The 21,922-nt window shown below is 48.7% G+C and carries 18 protein-coding genes; 13 read left to right on the top strand and 5 right to left on the bottom strand.

What is annotated here, in order from left to right; translation table 11 throughout:
- Positions 1-42: 42 nt before the first annotated feature.
- Positions 43-1,668 carry a response regulator gene (locus SY83_RS22205; RefSeq protein WP_231891325.1) on the bottom strand — a complete coding sequence of 542 codons (1,626 nt, stop codon included), beginning with the start codon at positions 1,666-1,668 and terminating at the stop codon, positions 43-45.
- Positions 1,646-3,523: a cache domain-containing sensor histidine kinase gene (locus tag SY83_RS22200; RefSeq protein WP_197479926.1), complete on the bottom strand. Its 1,878-nt coding sequence runs from the start codon at positions 3,521-3,523 to the stop codon at positions 1,646-1,648. The genes SY83_RS22205 and SY83_RS22200 overlap by 23 nt, the downstream gene beginning before the upstream one ends.
- 175 nt (positions 3,524-3,698) lie before the next feature.
- Here SY83_RS22200 and SY83_RS22195 point away from each other — a divergent pair, with 175 nt between their 5' ends.
- The 9 genes from SY83_RS22195 (at position 3,699) to SY83_RS22160 (ending at position 13,725) form a co-directional block, all read left to right on the top strand.
- Positions 3,699-4,580, top strand: a complete 882-nt coding sequence (locus tag SY83_RS22195; RefSeq protein ID WP_068610552.1) for a carbohydrate ABC transporter permease — start codon at positions 3,699-3,701, stop codon at positions 4,578-4,580.
- Positions 4,580-5,413, top strand: coding sequence for a carbohydrate ABC transporter permease (locus tag SY83_RS22190; protein ID WP_068610550.1), 834 nt, complete (start codon positions 4,580-4,582; stop codon positions 5,411-5,413). Before SY83_RS22195 ends, SY83_RS22190 begins: the two co-directional genes overlap by 1 nt.
- 76 nt (positions 5,414-5,489) lie before the next feature.
- Complete coding sequence (locus SY83_RS22185; protein WP_068610548.1) at positions 5,490-6,785, top strand: ABC transporter substrate-binding protein; 1,296 nt, start codon at positions 5,490-5,492, stop codon at positions 6,783-6,785.
- Positions 6,786-6,946: 161 nt separating this feature from the next.
- A complete protein-coding gene (locus tag SY83_RS22180) occupies positions 6,947-8,200 on the top strand; it encodes an NAD(P)/FAD-dependent oxidoreductase (RefSeq protein WP_068610547.1) in 1,254 nt (417 codons plus the stop codon).
- Between the two features lie 161 nt (positions 8,201-8,361).
- Positions 8,362-9,693: an ABC transporter substrate-binding protein gene (locus SY83_RS22175; RefSeq protein WP_068610545.1), complete on the top strand. Its 1,332-nt coding sequence runs from the start codon at positions 8,362-8,364 to the stop codon at positions 9,691-9,693.
- Positions 9,694-9,798: 105 nt separating this feature from the next.
- Complete coding sequence (locus SY83_RS22170) at positions 9,799-11,064, top strand: MFS transporter (RefSeq protein WP_197479925.1); 1,266 nt, start codon at positions 9,799-9,801, stop codon at positions 11,062-11,064.
- A gap of 130 nt (positions 11,065-11,194) precedes the next feature.
- Positions 11,195-12,106, top strand: a complete 912-nt coding sequence (locus SY83_RS22165) for an NAD(P)/FAD-dependent oxidoreductase (RefSeq protein ID WP_068611296.1) — start codon at positions 11,195-11,197, stop codon at positions 12,104-12,106.
- Between the two features lie 57 nt (positions 12,107-12,163).
- Positions 12,164-12,331, top strand: coding sequence for a hypothetical protein (locus SY83_RS23405; RefSeq protein ID WP_197479924.1), 168 nt, complete (start codon positions 12,164-12,166; stop codon positions 12,329-12,331).
- A gap of 188 nt (positions 12,332-12,519) precedes the next feature.
- Positions 12,520-13,725: an aminotransferase-like domain-containing protein gene (locus tag SY83_RS22160; RefSeq protein WP_068610541.1), complete on the top strand. Its 1,206-nt coding sequence runs from the start codon at positions 12,520-12,522 to the stop codon at positions 13,723-13,725.
- A gap of 388 nt (positions 13,726-14,113) precedes the next feature.
- Here the strand turns inward: SY83_RS22160 and SY83_RS22155 are convergent, their stop codons facing one another.
- Positions 14,114-14,842 (bottom strand): DUF2161 domain-containing phosphodiesterase, encoded by a 729-nt coding sequence (locus tag SY83_RS22155; RefSeq protein ID WP_068610539.1) that lies wholly within the window; start codon positions 14,840-14,842, stop codon positions 14,114-14,116.
- Positions 14,843-15,116: 274 nt separating this feature from the next.
- On the opposite strand from SY83_RS22155, the gene SY83_RS22150 reads away from it, so the two are divergent.
- Positions 15,117-17,012, top strand: a complete 1,896-nt coding sequence (locus SY83_RS22150; protein WP_068610537.1) for a PrkA family serine protein kinase — start codon at positions 15,117-15,119, stop codon at positions 17,010-17,012.
- A gap of 57 nt (positions 17,013-17,069) precedes the next feature.
- Here the strand turns inward: SY83_RS22150 and SY83_RS22145 are convergent, their stop codons facing one another.
- Positions 17,070-17,918 carry a helix-turn-helix domain-containing protein gene (locus SY83_RS22145; protein WP_068610535.1) on the bottom strand — a complete coding sequence of 283 codons (849 nt, stop codon included), beginning with the start codon at positions 17,916-17,918 and terminating at the stop codon, positions 17,070-17,072.
- Between the two features lie 150 nt (positions 17,919-18,068).
- Here SY83_RS22145 and SY83_RS22140 point away from each other — a divergent pair, with 150 nt between their 5' ends.
- The 3 genes from SY83_RS22140 to fsa are packed head-to-tail and all read left to right on the top strand — an operon-like array spanning position 18,069 to position 20,654.
- Positions 18,069-19,121: a Gfo/Idh/MocA family protein gene (locus SY83_RS22140; protein ID WP_068610533.1), complete on the top strand. Its 1,053-nt coding sequence runs from the start codon at positions 18,069-18,071 to the stop codon at positions 19,119-19,121.
- Positions 19,118-19,948 carry a sugar phosphate isomerase/epimerase family protein gene (locus tag SY83_RS22135; RefSeq protein WP_068610530.1) on the top strand — a complete coding sequence of 277 codons (831 nt, stop codon included), beginning with the start codon at positions 19,118-19,120 and terminating at the stop codon, positions 19,946-19,948. The genes SY83_RS22140 and SY83_RS22135 overlap by 4 nt, the downstream gene beginning before the upstream one ends.
- A 49-nt stretch (positions 19,949-19,997) precedes the next feature.
- On the top strand, positions 19,998-20,654 hold the full coding sequence (gene fsa, locus SY83_RS22130; RefSeq protein ID WP_068610528.1) for a fructose-6-phosphate aldolase: 657 nt from the start codon (positions 19,998-20,000) through the stop codon (positions 20,652-20,654).
- 66 nt (positions 20,655-20,720) lie between these two features.
- Here the strand turns inward: fsa and SY83_RS22125 are convergent, their stop codons facing one another.
- Positions 20,721-21,809: a M15 family metallopeptidase gene (locus SY83_RS22125; protein ID WP_231891324.1), complete on the bottom strand. Its 1,089-nt coding sequence runs from the start codon at positions 21,807-21,809 to the stop codon at positions 20,721-20,723.
- Positions 21,810-21,922 lie beyond the last annotated feature (113 nt).

Raw genomic sequence — 21,922 nt, 5'->3', positions numbered from 1 at the left:
ATTATACCGAACCTTCCCCGAAATGAAAATAAAGAATTGTAATTAAGATTTAAGAAGCTCTCTCTTCCGGTACTCATTGGGTGAGATCTGTGTGATTTTCTTGAATACCTTACTGAAATACTTCTCATCGTTGTAGCCTACCATCTCTGAAATCTGTGTAATTTTCAGGTTCGGGTTGAGCAACAGGAGCTGAGCCTTCTCGATCCGGATGCGTCCGATATAATCGGATAAATTCTCGCTCATTTCTTGCTTGAATTTGCGGGATATATACTCCCGGCTAAGATAGAACTTCGTAGCAATATCCTGAAGCGTAATTTCTTCGTGGTAATGACTGTCAATGTATTTGGCAATATCATAAATCACGTTGTTATCTTTCTGCTGATAGCGTACCATGAGCGCTGCAAGATGAATCAAGCTTTGGGTTAGTTCATCTTGCCATAAGTCAAGAGAAAGCTTGCCTTGCTTATCCATAGGAACGATCATCTTGGCAGGTTCGTCGGTTAATCCCGGAATGTCGGTTTGTTCAGGCAATAAATCTTTAATCCAATGGGAGCGAAAGACGTTATATTCATGCCACCACAGCTCCAGTTGCTCGACGGTAATGGATTCAAGCTTCTTGACCTCTGCAATCCAGCTGGCCACAGCTTCTTTAATACGTTCAGGCTGGCTGCTGCGAACGGCGAAGCGGATATTCTCCTCATAGTCCGTGAAATGAAGGGCGCTAAGCTTAGGCCGTTCCTGACTGTTATAACTATGCAGCCGGTTATGGCGCTCCAGTAAATTTCGGGCTCTCAGCGCTTGACGCGCTTCTTTATAGGAGTTGCCCAATCCGTTCGGGAAAGCTTCCACAGCGCCTAAACCGAAGTCGAAGCGGCCGTTCAGGGTCATGTAGAAGCCGTCATTGATTTCCGTCAGAATCATCTTCAGGCGCTCAAAGCCGTTCCAAAACAGAAGGACGAGTTCATTCTCGCTGCTCCAATGCCTGAACGCGTACCCGACGCCTTCACGGCGGAGAATTTCATTGCAAATATTCGTCAGTGTAAAGTAGAGCAGGTCCAAATGCGAGCTGAATTTGTCCATGACCGTACTGTCCATCGTATCCAAAGTCAGAATAACCGCCTGACAACGGCCACCCTCCTTCGGGATGAAGAATTCCCGGGATATGGCGTCCTGGACCGAGTAGTAGTAGCGGGGCTCGTGTATGAGATTCGAGAATATTTTGTCCCAATATACAGGTTTAATCTGATTCATCTCAATCGTCTGCTCCCGGGACTGCATCCGGTCTTGTTCATCTGCTTTCCACGCGTCGATTGCTTTCTGGACGGCTTCAGCCAGCTGGTCGGGGTCTATGGGCTTTAACAGATAATCCATCCCGCCGTATTTGACCGTATGCCGCACAAAGTCGAAGTCGTCATGACCGCTGATCACCACCGTCTTGCTTCCCGGCGAGTAGGTTCGGATCCATTCCAGTAATTGGACACCGTTCTTTATGGGCATAAGCATATCCGTCAGAATCAAGGCCGGATGCTCGCGTTCGATTATTCGGGTGGCCGCCTCCCCGTCTTCAGCTTCCAGCACGAGATCCACACCGATTTCTTGCCAGGGGATCAGCAGGGATATGGCGTCCCGTACATGTTTCTCATCGTCAACGATTAATACTTTCAACACGTTCTACTCCTTTAGTTGTGGGAATCATCATCACGACGGTTAATCCGACGGGCTGCACATTCTCTATGGTCATTGTGGCATTATCATTAAAGTACAGTTTCAACCTCGAGAGTACATTAAGCAATCCAACGCCTTCATACCCCAGATCGGTTACACTCCCCGGAGGCAGATCCAGCCTGGCTTGAAGCTCGAGCAGGTCATCTTCATCTATGCTTCGGCCGTTGTTACGTATCTCAATTCTAAGCAGCTGCTCTACATGCTGTTCGTCATTTGCTGCATGGATTGGATCCGTGTGAACGACACGGCAATCGATATCGATCGTACCTTCGCCGCCCTGTGTTTCATACCCGTGTTTGAAGTAATTCTCGATAATGGGCTGAAGCAACATCTTAGGTACGACAATGGCGGACGCCTCAGGTTCAACATAAAACTTCGCTGTCAGCTTGTCCTCAAACCGTTGACCTTGCAACTCCAAGTAGGCCTTCGCATGCTCCATTTCTTTGGACAAGGGCACCAGAGCTTCATTGGTGTTCATGTTGTAACGCATCATTTTGCCTAAAGAGGAAATCAAGGTGTAAATCTTCTTCTCATTATGCTGTAAAGCCAGCGTACCGATGGACTGTAAGGCGTTGTTCATGAAGTGCGGGTTAATCTGGGCTTGCAAAGCTTTAAGCTGGTTTGTTTTATTGGCAATTTCAAGCTTATATTCCTTCATAATCAGGTTGTTAATGGTCTGCATCATGCCTTGAAAACGCCTAGCCAAGATACCGATTTCGTCCGAACGCCGGACATCAATGTCCACATCCAGCCGCCCCGCGCCAATCTGGGTAATGGAACGAATCAACTGCTTAATGGGCTGTGTAAACAGGACGGAAATATATAGAGCCCCGAGCACAATAATAAGAATGGAAGCACTCATGACAATTACGTTAATTTCGGTCATCTGCCGCACGCTCTCATATAGAGTCGTATCCGGAATTCGCTTCACGATTGTCCATTGCAGGTAAGGCGTCCGAATATGCTGGTATACGTTCATTCCTTTAAATATTTCATCAGAAGAGTTGTAATGACCGGAGTCGGCTTCACGCGACAACAGATCCTTCGCCCATTCATCATTGAGATGTTTACCTGTCCATTTCTCGTCCCCGGCATAAATTACATATCCTTCATGATCAAGAATATAAAGATCCTCTTTACCGCGGGTATAAAGCTGCTCCGAAATGGATCGGATGACATCTAACTTTACATCGATGGATAGTTGGCCAATCCGCTCTGCTGTGGGAACTTTGTAAATCGGGCGATGAATGGAAATGACCGTCTGAGGCGCATAATAAGGCGACTGCTTCGGCAGGCCGTAATCATGGCTTAAATGCGTAGGTTCTACATATGCCCGGTAAGGAGCATCAGGTAAAGATCGATACGGCTCTGTGCCGATCCCTTCTTTCTTGTTACCGTTATTGAGCAAGTAAGCATCTTTGGATTCTTGAATGTACAGGTACACCTGATGAATCTCCTTGACCGCGCGCGAGGTGTTGATCAAGCTGCTGTAGATTTCAGCTTTGCTCATGTAATCGGTTAAGCCTCGTTCCATGATCTTGAAAAGTGTGTTGGTACCGGTCCGGGTGTCGGTATACGGTGTCAGAGAACTCTGCTCAACGATGTTCATATAGTTGGTCAGGTTCGTTGAGCCTTGGAACATCAGGTTCGTATTGCTGCGGACCGATTCTTCAATCACCTGGTCCTGTGTATAGAAATAAGAAATGACGATGGAGGCTGTCATAGGAACGATAATGGCAATGAGAAGGAACAAGATCAGCTTGCTGCGAATGCTGCCTTCAATAAAACTTAAGCGCAAGGGTGGGGCTCCTTTCTGCATATGATCTATGGTTATTGTAACATATCACATCAAGGTCAATATATTCCACCTGTTCGTTCACAAGGGGCGGTAGAAGGCAGGGGAGCGAACTACTATACTTAGTAATTACTATAAGATCAAAATGCGGATTTATCATTAGAAAGGAGCTTACACCATGTACCGTAATAAAAAGGCTTCAAATTGGCTACAGCAACTGGTGTTTATCGGCCCTGCGTTTGCGGCCTTCTTGATTATTATTGTCGCTCCCTTCGTTATGGGGATGTACTATTCCTTCACAAACTGGAACGGAGTAAGTAACAACATCACGTTCGCGGGATTCGATAATTTCGTGAAACTATTCTCGGATGAACAGTTCCTTGCTTCCTTCGGATTTACGGTTCGATTTACCATTGTGGCGGTCATCGTCACGAATCTGATTGGGTTTCTGCTCGCGCTCATGCTGACTCAGGCGTTAAAATCGCGTAACCTGCTAAGAACGGTATTCTTCTTACCGAATGTTATCGGCGGGTTACTGCTTGGTTTCATCTGGCAGTTTATCTTCGTCAGAGGCTTCTCCGCAGTCGGTGGCATGACGAACATCGGATTCTTCAACCTGCCGTGGTTGGGTGATGAGATCACTTCCTTCTGGGCACTGGTTATCGTCAGCGCTTGGCAAGGTGCCGGTTACCTGATGGTTATCTACATCGCATCGCTTGTGAATGTGCCCAAAGAATTGAATGAAGCGGCCGAAATTGACGGAGCTACGGCTTGGCAGCGTCTGCGCAACATCACAATTCCTCTTGTTATGCCGGCGGTTACGATCTGTTTGTTCCTGACAATCTCGAACTCGTTCAAGATGTTCGATCTAAACCTTTCTCTTACCAAAGGCGGACCTTTCAACTCCACGCAATCGGTTGCCTTGAATATTTACCTTGAAGCTTTCCAGAATAACCGTTACGGTCTCGGAACAGCCAAAGCATTCATCTTCTTCGTCGTTGTGGCGCTGGTATCCAGCGTTCAGGTGTACCTGACGAAGAAACAGGAGGTTGAAGCCTAATGGATACAAGATATACATCGCGGACACTGGGCCTTGAAATTCTGGCGATCATCGTCGGCTTGGTCTTCTTGGTACCGTTCTACTTCCTGTTATCAAACTCGGTGAAACCCTTTGCTGAAATTCTCCTGAATTCGGCTGCCTTACCGAAAGCCTTGACATGGGCCAACTATACGAAGGCTTGGGATGTTATGAACTTCCCTGTCGCCTTTAAAAATTCTTTGCTCATCACAGTATTTAGCATCATCGGTTTGGTCATCATAAGCTCGATGGCCGCTCACCGGATGATTCGTCGTCCTACGAAATTTAACACATTCCTGTTTACGGCTTTCGTTGCCGCCATGGTTATTCCTTTTCAATCCATTATGATTCCGCTTGTGAAGGTAGCGAAGACGTTTAATTTAACAAGCAGCATTCCGGGCTTGGTCATTTGTTATCTCGGATTCGGTGTATCTTTAACCGTATTCCTCTATCACGGTTTCATTAAATCCATTCCGCTGGAAATAGAAGAAGCGGCTGTGGTTGACGGTTGTACCCCTTACGGCGTATTCTGGAAAATCGTATTCCCATTGCTTAAGCCGATGACTGTGACCATTATGGTTCTCAACGCTTTATGGATTTGGAATGATTTTCTGCTGCCGTCGCTTATTCTGGGGGCTGACCCCGATTTGCGCACGATTCCGCTCTCCACATATTCGTTCTTCGGACAATACACGAAGCAATGGGATCTGGCGCTGGCTGCATTAGTTATGGGCATACTGCCAATCGTCATCTTCTTCTTGGCGATGCAAAAACATATAATCGAAGGCATTACGGCAGGCTCGGTCAAAGGGTAACCTTTGGCTTTTACATAGGAGCTTGCCCGGGATGACCGGAGATCAAAGAGACATCAGGATAGGGAGGCACCATCAGATGAAAAAGTACACATTGCTAAGCCTTGTGCTGGCGCTGTTCGTAGGTTTGTTAGCCGGTTGCGGCAACGACACGAACGAGAATAATGCCGGAGGTACAGGCGGCAACAAAGGCGACGGCGAAACGAAAACCGTCAAGATCTTCAACTTCAAAGTGGAGATTGCCGAAGCGTTGGATAAACTGAAAGCCGAGTACGAGAAAGAAAACCCGAACGTAAAGATTCAAATTGAATCCTTGGGCGGCGGCGGCGACTATGGCGCAGGATTGAAAGCGAAAGTGGCTTCCGGCGACATTCCCGATATTTTCAACAACGGCGGCTTCGCTGAGCGTGATACTTGGCTGGAGTACCTGGAGGATATGTCCGATCAACCTTGGGTTAAAGATACGCTGGACGTAGCTAAAGAGCCGATGACGAAAGACGGTAAGCTGTACGGTATGCCGATGAACCTTGAAGGTTACGGCTTCGTTTATAACAAAGATCTGTTTGAGAAAGCCGGCATTACTGACCTTCCGAAAACATTGACAAGCCTGACTGCGGCGGCGGAGAAACTGAAAGCTGCGGGAATCACTCCTTTTGCCAACGGGTATCAAGAGTGGTGGATTCTGGGCATTCATAATCTGAATGTAGCGTTTGCGCACCAGGAGAATCCAGATGAGTTCATCAAAGGCCTGAACGATGGTTCTGCCAAAATGCAAGGCAACGCAAAGTTTAAAGAGTGGGCAAAATTGCTTGACCTGACTGTGAAATACAGCAACAAAAACCCGTTAACAACGGATTACAATACACAAGTTACCACGTTTGCGAGCGGACAAGCCGCTATGATGCAACAAGGGAACTGGACACAGGTTCAAATTGATCAAATCAATCCTGAACTGAACCTGGGCGTTCTGCCTATGCCGATCAACGATGATGCGGCTGAGAATGACAAGCTGCTGGTAGGCGTGCCGAACAACTGGGTTGTTCACAAGAACTCTCCGGTGAAGGAAGAAGCGAAAGACTTCTTGAACTGGATGGTATCCAGTGAAACCGGCAAGAAATATATTGTAGAGCAATTCAAGTTTATTCCTGCGATGAAATCCATCGAAGTGAAGGATCCTAAGGTGTTAGGCGACCTGGCAACAGCGGTTAGCCAATACAGTGCGGACGGCAAGACACTGAGCTGGAACTGGTTCAAATACCCTGAGGGCGCAACGAACGAATTCGGAGCTACCATCCAGGGATATATTGCGGGCAAGCGCAATCTGGACGAGATGCTGGGCGATTTTGATAAGACTTGGCAGAATTTGAAGAAGTAACGAAGAGACCGAATCCTTAGGGGTTCGGTTTTTTTTGTCTCAACGAAGTCCTCAGCAATACCTATATGACAATATCGATGACACGTTGTCACTATGAGTACAGCCTGATCTGCTGTTACGATTATTGTAAATCGAGAACAGATATGGAGGACAGAATCAATATGCACATGGAATATGATGTCATTATTGTAGGAGCGAGGGTAGCAGGTTCATCTCTCGCATACGAAATGTCACAACTAGGTTACAAGGTGTTGCTTGTGGACAAAAGCACGTTCCCCAGCGACACACTGTCGACGCATAATTTCTTTAATAACTCGGTAGCTATGTTGCGCGAGATGGGCGTGCTGAATCAACTGCTGGAGACGGGGACACCGTTATACAAGAGGGCGTACATTGAAATGGACGGTGCCGTCATGGAAGGCGATTATCCCGAAGCGAGCGGGGAAACCGGCTGTTTGTGCATCCGCCGCACACACTTAGACGGCATTCTGTTCAACCATGCCGCTAAGCAACCCGGGGTTGCAACGATGCAAGGCTTCCGGGTGACGGAGCTGTTGCGCGAAGACGGCCGAGATCACGGTCCCGTGATAGGGGTACGAGGCGTAAACAAGGAAGGCAACTTACAGAGCATTAAAGCCAAACTCGTGGTCGGTGCGGACGGACGTCGTTCGCTGGTGCGCCGTCTTGTAGGCGCGAAGCAGTTACATTGCGTCCCGACGGATTTCGCATCTTATGTCGCTTATTTCAGCGAATATCGTCAACCAGGCGAGCCTCGTGTGGAATTTTACAAATCCGGTGAAACGATCGCCATCGCTTTTCCAACCAGCGATCATCTGCACGTAGTTGGGCTCATGTTCCCCCTTACGGATCTAGAGCGGGTCGAACAATTTAAAGCCGATGCGGAAGGGGCTTTTCGCTTGCTTTGCGAGGAGAAAATGGCGAACACTTCATTGACAGCGAGCCTACGCCGAGCGAACTTAGAGGGCTCAGTAAAGGGACTGTTGGGATATGACAACGACTGGTTTGAAGGTATGGGAGAGGGGTGGGCACTGCTTGGCGATGCCCTGTCGTTCAAAGATCCCGCTGTCGGACAGGGGATGCATGATGCACTATACGGCAGCAAAGCGCTGAGCAGGCTGCTCGATGAAAACAGGGGGCAGTGGCAACAGGCTTGGAAACCTATGGCGGAAGCGTATCGTAGTCAGATGGAAGCCAAGATGATGAGCCGATTTGCATTGGCATGTCAGTTTACAAGAAATGTACCGATTACACCTCAACAGCAAGCCTTAAACCAGTTGATTGCCGGAAGTCCGGAAGCGACAGAAGTGTTCTTAGGCATCTATAACTATACGCATGAGCCGGAAGCTCTGGGTGCTGTGATTGGCAAACTATTGCAAGATCAGGTTCCGTCCTAAACCACATCCATTATGTACCAAGGTGCACTATGTTGTCTCAGGTCAACATAGTGCACCTTTTTGTTCAACAGGGTAAGTGTCAGAGTCTCTCTCTATTTCCTATACTTTACTTGTAAGCAGTTACATCAAATGAGGTACAGAGAAAAAGGGAGGATCACAGTATGAAAAAATGGTCTTTAATGAGTCTGGTTTTCGTTATGCTGATTGGACTATTGGCAGGTTGCGGTTCCAATAACAACAATGGCGGCAATGCGGCGAAAGGCACGAACGAAACAACAAATAGCGGCAACACGGAAACGCCTAAGGAAGAGCCTAAGAAAGATGTTACGCTGAAAATCTTCAACTTTAAAGTTGAAATTGCAGAAGCGATGAACAAGATGAAAGCCGAGTACGAAGCGGCAAATCCCGGCGTAAAGCTGGAGATTGAATCTGTAGGCGGCGGCGCGGATTATGGCGCGGCTCTGAAAGCGAAAGTAGCTTCCGGCGAAACTCCCGACATTTTCAACAACGGCGGATACAATGAAATGAACACTTGGATGGAGCATCTTGAGGATCTGTCCGATCAACCTTGGGTAGCTGATGTTGTGGATGCGGCGAAAGAGCCAATGACCAAAGACGGCAAAATGTACGGTATGCCTATGAATCTTGAGGGCTACGGCTTTTTGTACAATAAAGATCTGTTCACCAAAGCGGGTGTTACAGAGCTTCCGAAAACATTGACTCAATTGGAAGAAGCGGCTAAGAAGCTTGAAGCTGCGGGCATCACTCCTTTTGCTAACGGATATCAAGAGTGGTGGATTCTAGGTATTCACAACCTGAACGTGGCTTTCGCTAACCAAGCGAGCCCGGATGAATTCATTAAAGGATTGAACGAAGGTACTTCCAAAATCAAAGGCAATGAAAGCTTCAACAACTGGTCCAAACTGTTGGATATGACCGTGAAATACGGCAACAAGAATCCTTTGACTACGGATTACAATACACAAGTAACGCTGTTCGCAAGCGGTAAAGCGGCTATGATGCAGCAAGGAAACTGGACACAAGTCCAAATCGACGGCATTGACCCTAACCTGAATCTTGGCGTGCTTCCGATGCCAATCAGTGAAGATGCGGCCGCTAATGACAAATTATATGTAGGCGTACCTAACAACTGGGTTGTAAACAAGAATTCCAAAGTGAAAGAAGAAGCTAAGCAATTCTTGAACTGGCTGGTTACGAGCGAAGAAGGCAAGAAATACATCGTAAACGAATTCAAATTTATTCCTGCTTTCAAATCCATCGAAGTAACGGATCAAACCGTTCTTGGCGATATCGCAACGGACATCATCACTTACAGCAAAGAAGGCAAAACGCTTTCCTGGAACTGGTTTAAATATCCGGACGGCGCCACACAAGAATTCGGTTCCGCGATGCAAGCTTATATTGCGAAAAAATCCGATAAAGACGGCATGTTCGACGCATTCCAAAAAACTTGGGATAACTTAAAGAAATAAGGAAAACAAGAGCATAACCGTTCATTGGAAAACCTCAGCGCCTTTGCTGGGGTTTTTCCGCATTTAACAAAGAAGGACAGCAGGTTTACAATACATAAAGGCAAGATGCGCGTTACAAACTTTACACCAAAGAGAGAAGGATCCGCAGTGTTCAAAAGATGGAGAGATTCGGTGGCCGCAGGCTTGCCGCCGGAAAAATTGCTGTCTCGGGATGCCAAGACGGTATTAGCATTACATTGCTTTTATAACATAGGAACCGCGATGGCGGGGGTATTCCTGAATTTGTACCTGTGGCGCCTGACGAATGATCTGTTCGTCAACGGTATGTATAACATTATTATCTTCTCTGTTACACCAATCTTCTTCGTGATTTGCGGATATTGGGCGAAGACGAAGGATCGGCTGCTGGTGTTCCGCCTGGGCATATTGTTTACCGCCTTGTTCTATCTGGCTGTCATCTTAGCGCAGGAACATGTGGCGGATTACGCCTACGGGTTTGGCGTGTTGAACGGGATCGCGACCGGATTTTATTGGTTGGGGTATTTAACCCTGCAATTTGATATGTCTACGCAACTAAATCGTGTGAGATTTCTGGGATTCAACCTGATTATGGTGAACACAGCCAATCTGATCGGACCGGCTTTAGCCGGGTTTATTATCGCGAACAGCACGGGACTCAGCGGTTATACCGTCGTATTTACGATCGCGTTTATTATGTTTTTGATCGCTTCGGTCGGAAGTTTAAAGCTTCATGCCCACCCCTCTCACCACAAAACTTATTACATAAAGTATACATTCTTAATGCTCCGCAAAAGCAAAGACTGGGGCAAAATATTGGTCGCCTGGTTTATATTCGGACTCTTTAACGGAACCATGTTATTCATTCCTAACATTCTGCTGTTACAGGTTTTTGGCAAAGAAGATTCTGTCGGTTACATCGGTATTCTGTTCACAGGAATCACCATTATCACCAGCTATCTTTACTCCCAAAAAGCGAATGCATCAAGTGAACGGTGGTATGCGGGATTCACGTCCATATTCTACGCGGTTGGCGCCTCGATACTGTTCTGGAACGTGACGGTATGGACTGTGGTGGCCTTTATGATCGTGTATGCGGTTTGTTTCCCTATACAATTCAATTTCATGTCGGCTCATAATTTCAGGACGATCGGCTCCATGCCGCTGAAAGGCGGATTTCGGGTAGAAGCAATTGCAATTAGAGAAATTGCCTTGAGTTTCGGACGGGTTATCGCGATGTTCGCCGTAATTATACTGGCTGACGATCTGTATGCCGGGACGCTGCCCGTCTTGTTATTGATCGGGGCATTATCGCAGGCCCTTATCATATTTCTGTTGAACAAGGAAGATTGACTTAAGACAATTCAAGACGAAACTCATGACAACCTTTACGCTCCATGTGAGCTGCTGGGTTGTCTTCTTTATTTTGGGTAAAGATAATACAGAATGGTCTACAGGAAGAAAGGAATTTAACACGATGTCTATATTTGAAGGAATTATTATCGGAGGCGGCTTGGCGGGAACGCAGGCGGCCATTCAATTAGGACGTTACGGAGACAACGTGCTTGTTGTGGATGCGGGAAGCGGCAGATCTACGACATGTCGCAGTTATCATAACATTCTGGGGTGGCCAGACGGCGTTTCCGGACTTGAACTGCGCCGCTTAGGAAGAGAGCAAGCGGAACGGACGGGCATTCGCTTCATGCAGGGAGAAGTGATTAAGGCTTCGAAGAAGGGGGATATATTTGAATTGAAGATGAAAGACGGAGGGACGCTGCAGGCGTATACCTTGCTCCTGGCCACCGGATTGTCCGACCGTTATCCTCCTATACCGGGTCTGGCCGAATGTCTGGGATCCACCCTGTATGTATGTCCGGATTGCGACGGCTACGAAATGAAGGGGAAGGAAGGAGTCGTCATTGGTTCCGGGATACCGGGCGCGAATATGGCTCTGACGATTTCACCATGGACGGACAAGCTGACTTATATTAATCATGAAAAGGTTGGAATAGAAGATCGGTTGCTCGCAAGGCTGGAAGAAAAGGGGATCATCTATGTTGAACAATCCGTCGCCCAAATCGAATTTGTGGGGAATCATGATTTCCGTGGCGCATTAATGGAAGACGGGTCCATGATCCGAGGAGAATGCGGCTTTATCGCGTTTGGCGGGAATAAAATCCACTCGGATTTGGCCTCCATGCTGGGTGCGGAGCGGATGGAGAATAAACACGTCGTTACGGATGCCCGAACCAAGGAAACGAACGTCCCGGGATTATGGGCGGCCGGCGATGTTGGCGTTCACTCCGAGCAAGCGGTTATTGCGATGGGGGAAGGGCTGCAGTCCGCAATCTGGATGCACAAGACCATCATGCAGCGAAAGAATAATAATTTGTAACGTGTTGGTAAATGATAGTTCTATAGAATAGATTTGGACAGACAGGAGTGTTCGCTGATGGAACAAACACCGAGTACCGACACCGATTTGCGTAAACCCAAAGGTCATGTTGAGTTTCATGAACCGCCGTCCATCGTGGCTGAGATGCCTGATGATGAAGAAATGCGGGATCACCTGGACGAGATGAAGAGAAATGACGGGTATGAAGGCTCTTGCGGCTTGTAAGTGTACTTTGCGTTAAAAGATGAAAATTCACATCCCCGAATTCACTGCTGATGAGGCGTGGGTCGGGGATGATTTTATGCTGTACATGTTTGAAAAAAATAAGGTTGCGGACATGGTCATTTCCATGTAACATTTGTCTAATATCAACAATTCGTAAACTTTCATAACAGGGACAGGGAGGAAGTACTGTGGACTACGTTTTTTCAAAAGGGATGGGCGGCGTTAAATCTTCAGCCGTACGTGAAATTCTTAAGTTGACTCAGGGCAACACCATTATCTCATTCGCGGGCGGCTTGCCTGCGGAGGAGTTGTTTCCTCTGGATGCGGTGCGCGCGGCTTACGATCGTGTATTTCTGAAAGGCAAGGGCGTGCTGCAATACAACCTGACGGAAGGGTTCGCCCCGCTCCGCGAGAAGATTGCGGAACGAATGGCGCTCAAGAATATGCGGGTTACGAAGGACGAAATCATCCTTACCACGGGTTCGCAGCAATCCATTGATCTGATGTCCCGTATCTATCTCGATCCTGGCGACGTGGTGCTGGTGGAGAATCCGACCTATTTGGCCGCTCTGCAGGTATTCCACTCCCGAGGCGTTCAGATTGTGGCGGTGGAAAGCGATGCGAACGGCATGTTGCTGGACGACCTTGCAAGCAAGCTTGCGCAGCACAAGCCCAAGATGGTTTATGTTGTCCCTACATTCTCCAATCCGACGGGCCGCGTGTGGAGCCTGGAACGCCGATTAGGCTTGCTTCAGGCGTGCAAAGCGAACCATGTGCTCATTCTGGAAGACGATCCTTACGGTGAGGTGCAGTTCGACCGCAGCGAAACGTATCCTACGATTTTCTCGCTGGACGAACATCCTCACGGAAGCGCGGTCGTCTACACGAGCACCTTTTCCAAGACGGTGGCGCCTGCGCTGCGCACCGGATGGGTGCTTGGTGATCCGGCCGTGATCGCCATGCTTGCCCGCGCGAAGCAGAGCGCGGATCTGCACTCGAGCGCGACCGACCAGCAAGCGCTGTACGAGCTGCTAAGCTGCGAGGAGTTCTCGCTGGATGCGCACATCGCGCTCATCTCCAGCAACTATGAAGAGCGCATGCGCTTCATGGTGGAATTGCTGCGTGATCCCGCTTTCGAGGGGTTAACCTTCCGCGAGCCGAAGGGCGGCATGTTCATCTGGGTGGAACTGCCGGAAGGTATGGACGCGGAAGTGCTTATGAAGCTGGCCGTAGCGCAAGGCGTGGCGTTCGTGCCGGGCTCCTCGTTCTACGCGGGGGAACCGCGGAGAAACACGCTGCGCATGAACTACACGCATACCGACCGGGAGACCACGGTGGTCGGGATGGAACGGCTGAAGGCAGCGTTAGCGCAGTTGGCGATCGGCCAGGCGTAGTAGGCAGCGATGACATCGAGGAGATGCGCAAGGCGATGCTGTTGAGTGGTGGCGCTAGCGGTGGCAAAACAATAGCTTAGCAGTGGCAAAGCGATAGCTTAGCGATAGCGCTAGGCGTTGCCGCTGATTGAACTCATCCGGGCGATGGCTGAGCGAAGGGGATATGGCTATCTAACGTAGAAATATTACGTTACTCCTGAAAAAGCTAAAAATAGCGTAAATTATCTACGCTATTTCCTCATAATCAGTCCATTTATCCGTTTACCAGTAAATATACTGGAAAATAAGATCATTTTTTTACGTTATTTTTTCTAAATGAACGAATAGCGTAATTTTTCTACGTTATTCTTGCATAAGTCCATTAAACTCGTGCACTGCCACACGCAATTCAATTCGCACCGCCGCTAAAGCCGCTTATGACTTCCGCATGGGAAGTCAGAGCGGCTTTTCCTTCGGGCGTGAGCTCATACACGCCCCGCTGCGCCCGCCGGAACCAGCCGTAGTAGTCCTTCTGCAGGATGCCGGCCGCCTTCGGCGACCCGGTCAGCTCCCTGAGCTTGACCGGGCTTAGCCGGCCATGCTGCTCCAGATGATAGGCGATCTGCAGCGCCTTCTCCCGATAGGCGGTCACGAGCTTCCGCTTCGTGCTGCCGCCTACATTATAATCGCCGCTGCGCTCGGCGAATTCATAGAGCAGCTTGCTCGCGCGCACGCGAGAGCGCTTGGCGGCGGGAACACCCGCCCCCGCCGCCGAAGGCTCGCACAGCACTTCGACAAGCGGCTTCTTCGTGACGTAGAACGTCACGGTGATAAACCCCAGCCCCAGCCGCTGGCACAGCTCCACAATATCACTCCAGCGTTGATTGTGGGCGCCTTTCTTGGCGCGGTTCCGTTCCACCGCCAAATATACATTCCCCGACATGCGGAGCCGTTCCATGCCTTGAAATAACAAGGCCAGATTAAACGTCTTTTTCAATTCAACAATTACCGGTTCTTTCGCTTCAGGATGCACCCCGACCAGATCGCAACCGCGCACCTCGCTCTTCACCGCGAACCCTCGCGCTTCAAAGAAGCTTTTCACCGGAGCGCATAGTTCTGTTTCTTCCCGGACAGCCATAGTTGAGCCCCTCCGATTCCATTTCCCATGAAGTTCTATTATGGCATTATAGCATAATTTGCTCGATCACCGGTCTCCCAAACCGCAAGTCTGGGCCTTGTTAGCTACCCCATGATTCTTTCGTCCCATGTAGGTTCCGCCTCCAAAAATCAGAGGGCTTTTGCCTAAAAATTCGGGAAACTTATCCCCCTCGGGTGCATAGGTATGTAATACACTATTTTTACCTTCAAGTGAGTTCTAACAATTTGGCTAGCACATGGGAGGAGGTTCTGGGGTGGACATTTGGAGAAGAATCGCAGAACACAGAGTTGAGACCGAACGATTGGCATGGACGGGTACTTTCTCGGAATACATTAATTTAGTGAGGGAAAAGCCGTATTTGGCCATGACAGCGCACGAACGAGTCTACGATATGATTAAGTCCCAGGGCGTGCGGACCGATAACGGCGTGAAAAAATATAATTTTTTCGAGTCTGAAATTTTCGGTCTGGACCAGTCCATCGAGAAGCTGGTTGAGGAATATTTTCATTCGGCGGCTCGGCGGCTCGAGGTTCGTAAACGGATTCTGCTATTGATGGGTCCGGTCAGCGGAGGTAAATCAACGATTGTTACGATGCTCAAAAGAGGGCTGGAACGCTTCTCCCGAACCGAATACGGGGCGGTGTACGCCATTAAGGGCTGCCCGATGCATGAGGATCCGCTTCATCTGATTCCGCAAGAGTTAAGGCCTGAGCTGGAAAAAGAGCTCGGTGTGAAAATCGAAGGAAGTCTGTCCCCGTACAGTCAAATGTTGCTCAAAACGGAATACGGCGGCCGAATCGAAGATGTGATGGTGGAACGGGTGTTCATCTCGGAGGAAAACCGGGTAGGCATCGGTACCTTCTCCCCTTCGGATCCGAAGTCGCAGGATATTGCGGATTTAACCGGCAGCATCGATTTCTCCACGATTACCGAATTCGGCTCGGAATCGGATCCGCGGGCCTATCGGTTCGACGGGGAGCTGAACAAAGCGAATCGCGGGTTAATGGAGTTTCAGGAGATGCTCAAATGTGATGAGAAGTTTCTGTGGAACCTGCTCTCCCTGACGCAGGAGGGGAATTTCAAAGCCGGGCGGTTTGCCTTAATTTCGGCCGATGAGCTCATTGTGGCCCATACGAATGAGACGGAATACAAGTCATTTATTGCCAACAAGAAGAATGAAGCGCTTCAGTCCCGGATGATTGTCATGCGCATTCCGTACAATTTGAAGGTTTCTGAAGAAGAGAAAATATATACGAAGCTCATCGGTCACAGCGATATGAAGCATATTCATATTGCGCCGCATACCTTGAAGGCCTCGGCGATCTTTTCCATCCTGACGCGCCTGAAGGAAAGCAAGAAACAGGGCATGGATCTTGTGAAGAAGATGCGTATGTACGACGGGGAAATCATCGAAGGCTATAAAGATGCCGATGTGAAGGAAATGCAGAATGAGTTTACGGAAGAGGGCATGTCCGGTATCGATCCCCGCTATGTTATTAACCGGATTTCGACGGCGCTCATCCGCCAGGACGTGGAGTGCATTAACGCATTGGATGTGCTCCGCGCCTTGAAAGACGGATTGGATCAGCATTCGTCGATTACCAAGGATGAGAAGGAACGGTATTTGACGTATATCTCCATCGCGCGTAAAGAATACGATGATCTCGCTAAGAAAGAAGTGCAGAAAGCGTTTGTTTACTCCTTCGAGGAGTCCGCCAAAACATTGTTCGAGAATTACCTCGACAATATCGAAGCCTTCTGCAACTGGCAAAAAATACGCGATCCTCTTACAGGCGAGGAACTGGATCCCGATGAGCGGCTGATGCGTTCCATCGAGGAGCAAATCGGCATTTCCGAGAACGCGAAGAAAGCGTTCCGCGAGGAAATATTAATTCGCATTTCCTCCTATTCACGGAAGGCGAAGAAGTTTGATTACAACTCGCATGAGCGTCTGCGTGAAGCGATTGAGAAAAAATTGTTCGCGGATTTGAAGGACATCGTGAAGATTACAACGTCCTCGAAGACGCCGGATGAGAGTCAGCTCAAGCGCGTGAATGAAGTAACGAAGAGGTTAATTGATGAGCACGGATACTGCCCGCATTGCGCGAATGAATTGCTGCGGTATGTAGGAAGTTTATTGAATCGATAATACATGCAAGTTGATTTGAAGGGAGCCTTAGGGTTCTCTTTTTTTTTGTACGCAGAGTTATTGAAAGCTTCTTCGGAATTGCAAAGGAGTTACGCCATATTCCTGCTTAAAGGTTCGGATGAAATAGGAAGTATGCGGAAAGCCGGCTTCATCCCCGATGATCGCAACGGACTTCGTGGTGGATTGCAACTGAAGACAAGCATCCTTCAGCCTTCGAGTTGTGATGTAGGACGTTAACGTTTCCCCGGTCGATTGCCTGAACAACGTGGACAAATGCTTTGGCGACAGATGAAGCGCGTCGGCAAGACGCTGGAGTTCAAACGGCTCTGTATAATGATATTCAAGCCAATCCAGAATCTGTTCGGTGTGGGTAAGCGGTCTGGGAACATGTACTTGCCGGGCGGCATCGGTTGTCGTTTGCCAATAATGCCTGAGCTTATGCAAAAAAGATAGGATAGCTAATTGTTGTTCTTCTCCTTGCGTATTTTCTTTCGTGTGATCCAGGAGTACAGGCAATTCAGTCAGTTGTATTACCAGTGAATGATGCTCATGTAATCCGATAACATAAGGATGGTCAAGGTCAGTCTTCCATAAATACGTTAAGAATTTAGACAATTGAGGAAAGGGAGCAGCCGCAGAGATGAATGAAGTAGGCTCCATCAGCATGTAGGAACGAACGAACTCTTGGGATTGAAGGAGCAGCTTGTGCATCTGGTAGGGTTGAAAAATAAATAAGGTGCCCGGTCCGAATTCGATTAATCGTCGATTGATCATCATCTTACCCCGGCCTTCGTGAATGTAATAAAACTCTATGCCTTGGTGGGCATGGAATCGATCGGAAATAGGGGATTGCGAGGTCAGACGGGATCCGTAAGTAAGCTTTGTTGAACCCGGATAAAAAATCATAGCGCAGCCCCTTTATGTAAGAATGGTATTCTTCATAATGTGATTATATAGTATTAATCATACTTTAGTGCTATTTATTATAACTGTTCTGTCATTTATCTCAAGTTGGTTCTGGTATTCTTAAAGTACTTTAGCAGAGAGGTTTTGATGATGACGATGAAGGCAATAGTTCATGTGGCACTGATCGGATGCGGAGGGATGGCTGCGATGATCCGAAAGCGTTATTTGGAAACCAAGAATGCGAAGCTTGTACTGTTAGTGGACTCCAATGAAGAGGTTTGCCGGAAAGCATCGGCTGAACTCAGGGGGATCCCTTGGTCAACTAGATTTGTGGATGCGCTTGTTGAAGGTATTGATGCCCTGGACATTTCTACGCCGAATTACCTGCATGCGGAACAAGCTGTAGCGGCTTTGCAAGCAGGCAAGCACGTGTTGGTCCAGAAGCCGCTGGCTACAACGGTGCAGGAAGCGGAAGCGATTGCGCACGCTGCCAGGGAGAGCGGTACCGTCGCCGGCATGTACATGAGCTTCTATGATAACGGATTGTATCACGAGGCGAAGGATATCATTTCTAGAGGATTGATTGGAGAGGTGACTTCCGTGCGTTGCAGAGGGGCAGGGGTCAGCGGAAAGTACATTCCCGCAGACAACTGGCGGAGCTCGCTTGTGAAGACCGGCGGCGGATCGTTCATTCAACTGGCGCTGCATAGCGTGAATATGGCGGAATGGTTAATTGATGATGAGATCGAAGAAGTATTCGCATACAGCCATAACCGGTTTTCGCCCAATATCGGCGGAGATGATGTGACTTCCGCGACTTGCCGGTTCCGGGGAGGAGCGCTGGGAACGCTGGAATCCTCTTATTGCAGCTATCAGTATGTAGTTACGGTTTATGGGACGGAAGGATACGTGACTATTACTAATAACCGGGAAACGGAGCTCATGCTGAATGCTAGGTATGAGGGATCGTTTATTCAGGTGAAGGAGCCCAACATTCCCACTCGCCGCACATACGAGGAGTTTCGGATGGCTGAAGTATGTATAGAAAACAATCCTTACAATCAGCATCAAGCCTTCATTACAGCGATTGCCGAGAACAAGAGCGCCACGGTTACCGTGGAGACAGGCCTAAGGAATCTGCGAATTGTAGACGCTGTTCACCGTTCAGCCCGTGAACATCGACCGGTGGAGGTGGGATCATGAGCTTAAAGTTGTCTCTGTGCAGCGTAGGTTGCAAGACCGAAGGATTGGAGGAAATCATTCCGAAGACAGCCGCCGTCGGATTCCAGGGAGTGGAAATTTGGAGCGGTCATGCGGATCAGTATCGTAAGCGATATGGAGAATTGAATTCATTGGCCGTCATGTTAAATCAGTATCACGTCACGCCTACGGTCATTGCCGGTTATTCCGAGTTTGTGCGATTGGAAGGAGGACAGGCGCTTGCGGCGCTTCGAGACCACCTGAGTCCGTTGATAGAAGATGCTGTGGATATCGGTGCTCCGTATATCAGACTGTTTACGGACTGGATTCCTTCCGCTTCCTATGATGAACGCCAGAAGAGGCGTTTATTCGAGGGGTTGCGCATGGCCGGGCAGATGGCGGAGGATGCGGGGAAGACCCTCATTCTTGAGACGCATAACGATCAATGGACGGATTCCACGGAAACCACACTAGAAATCATCCATGCGGCACAGTCACCTTGTGTTCGGGTCAACTTGGATATTTATAATCTCTATCATATGGGTGAGGACCCTTTGGAAGCTTTGGAGAAGCTTTGGCCTCACACAGTTAATGTGCATCTCAAAAACGGCGTGCATGCGCCTGACGGCACCGTGTCCTACGGGGTTCCGATAGGCGACGGCGAGATGGATTTTATACCGGTTATAGAGGTGCTGAAGTCCTGCAACTATCAAGGGTATCTGGCAGTAGAATGGTTCGGGGATTCCTTCTGGGAATCCGTTCAAGCGGAATATGATTGGATTGCCGGTCAAGTTGGTCCTGTTTCATTGGTAAATGCGGACAAACTTTAGTACACTATTGCCGAAGGCTCCAACCATTCTATGAGAAGAGGGATGTACCATGAGATTGTTTATTGATACCGCGAATGTTGAAGAAATCCGTAAGGCTCACGAGCTAGGCGTTATTTCAGGAATAACAACCAACCCTTCATTGATTGCCAAGGAAGGCAGAGACTTCTTCGAAGTAGTGAAAGAAATAATCTCAATCGTAGGTGACTTGCCTATAAGTGCCGAAGTGGTTTCGCTCGAAGCCAAAGAAATGGTGGAGCAAGGAAAGAAGCTTTCTAAACTCGGTTCCAGCGTAGTCATCAAACTACCCATGACAGCGGAAGGACTTAAAGCGACTTCGGAGTTCAAGAAGCTCGGTATTCCTACGAACGTTACATTAATTTTCAGTGCCCCGCAAGCCTTGTTAGCCGCAAGAGCAGGCGCAACCTATGTGTCCCCGTTCATCGGAAGACTGGATGATATTAACCAAGTCGGAATCAATCTGATCAAGGAGATTCGCCAAATTTTCGTAGCCGGAAACATCGACAGCCAAATTATTTCAGCCAGTGTCCGACATACCACGCACGTGATTGAAGCGGCTTCCGCAGGGGCTGACATTGCCACCATTCCTTATAAACTCATTGAGTCCATGATTCATCATCCTCTCACGGATGCGGGCATTGAGCGATTCTTGAAAGACTGGGAAGGCGCGAAACAAGCAACATTCTAATTTTATTATAGTCAAAATAGGGACTTATCGGATTGATTCCGATAAGTCCCTTTATGATTCAAAATATTAATTACCGCTCGCAGGTACCGCTTCGTTCGCGTACTCCTCGAGGGTCAGACCGGATGCGGCAATGTCCCCAGCCAAGTCCGTTCCGATATAGCGAACATGCCAAGGCTCATAACTGTAACCCGTAATGGCTTCCTTTCCGTCCAGATACCGGATGATGAAGCCGTATTTCGGCGCATTCGCTGCCAGCCACTTGCCCTCTTTGGTCTTGCCGAACGAAGTTTCCAGCGCGTAGTTCGCACTCTTGCTGGATATATCCATCGCAAGCCCCGTCTGATGTTCACTCTGACCGGGGTGAGCGCTTGTGCGATTCGCTTCCGCGGCGCCCTTCTGCTCGGCGTTCCGGTCGAAGATCGACTTCTGGGTCGCATAGGAGCGATACCCCGAAACAGCTTTTAATTCTATGCCGGCTTTGTCAGCGGCAGCGAATAATTTCTCTAGTGCTCTTGCCGCTTCTTTGCGCATCTGCTTCTTAGGACTCTCTCCGCTAAAGGAGAAAGGAATCTTCGGGATAACCAGATCCGCCGGCTTGTAGTCCGAAGGCAGGTTGCGCTTCTTGTTCACAATGACCGTCCGGCTGGTGGCGTTCGTCACGACAGCCAGACCTTGGGCATTCACCTTAACGGTTTCTTTCAGCGGGCTTAGCGCGGCAACGGCCGTGTTCCCTTTGTTCGGCTTTGTCCCGCTATTCATACCATTGCCGGCGGAACCGCTGTTTCCGGCTACCGGTTTTGGCGGCGGCATTTCCGCGACAGCATCGCCTTTAGCGGGGGTTCCCGCAGGCTCGGAACCGCCTTGATCCGTACCGGCATTCCCTTCAATAGAATGGCCGGTTTCACCTGAACCCTCATTGCTTACCGGCGTATCCCCGCTATTCCCGGTGGTGTCGCCTGTAACATTGCCGGACCCTGCATGATTCAGTGCTTCCCCGGCATTGCCAATTTCGTCTACGGTGGATTCGTTCTCTATCCCGTTACCCGTGCCACCGCTTTCCTTACCGATCGTCACCGTATTCAGGCCGCAGCCGGCAAGTAATGATGCGCATAATGCTATAGTTAAAGATATCGTCTTCCATTTGTGAATATACATGTATTAATCCCCCAAGTTGATTTCTTGCTCATCAAGTTTTATAAATTTGACGCTATCATTATACCACGTTTAGCAGGTATTATTGTTATCAACGTTAGCTGTAACACAAAGGT

This window comes from Paenibacillus swuensis, from assembly GCF_001644605.1.
In the GTDB taxonomy this organism is placed as follows: domain Bacteria; phylum Bacillota; class Bacilli; order Paenibacillales; family DY6; genus Paenibacillus_N; species Paenibacillus_N swuensis.
The sequence above is the reverse complement of the archived record's forward strand: the minus strand, read 5'-3'. Positions and strand labels throughout refer to the sequence as shown.